The sequence below is a fragment of the Oleiphilus sp. HI0079 genome, assembly GCF_001635105.1.
The window spans coordinates 1-438 of the sequence record NZ_LWFT01000451.1 but is presented as its reverse complement, the minus strand read 5'-3'; the positions used below and the strand labels follow the sequence as shown (position 1 = coordinate 438).

Sequence of the window (438 nt, the reverse complement as noted above, 5' to 3'; positions counted from 1 at the left end):
CTGTCTGCAGCAGAAATCCCTGTTGTAACACCCTCTGCAGCCTCAATAGAAACCGTAAAATTGGTTTGAAACTGAGCATGATTACTCGCCACCATCAACGGCAAACCTAGGAACCTACAACGCTCCTGCGTCAACGTAAGACAAATAAGACCCCGAGCATGAGTCGCCATGAAATTTATATCTTCTGGACGCACTTGTTCCGCAGCAATGACCAGATCGCCCTCATTTTCGCGATCCTCATCATCCATCAAGATCACCATTTTGCCCTGACGAATATCTTCTACCAGCTCTTCAACAGTGTTGAGCTTCATTCAACCTCCGGTTCAACCGTGCATACTCAGCACGACGATGTATTAAACTTTATAGCCATTACGAGCCAAAAATGCCTCGTCTAATGCTGGCTTTTCTTTTGACTCTGCTAACTGACCTACTTGCAAA

At 45.7% G+C, this 438-nt stretch carries 1 protein-coding gene; it reads right to left on the bottom strand.

Features of this window, described 5'->3' with window-relative positions:
* A partial coding sequence (locus tag A3750_RS05890; RefSeq protein WP_197474935.1) for a 3,4-dihydroxy-2-butanone-4-phosphate synthase occupies nt 1-311 on the bottom strand: 311 nt, incomplete at its 3' end.
* Nucleotides 312-438: the final 127 nt, after the last annotated feature.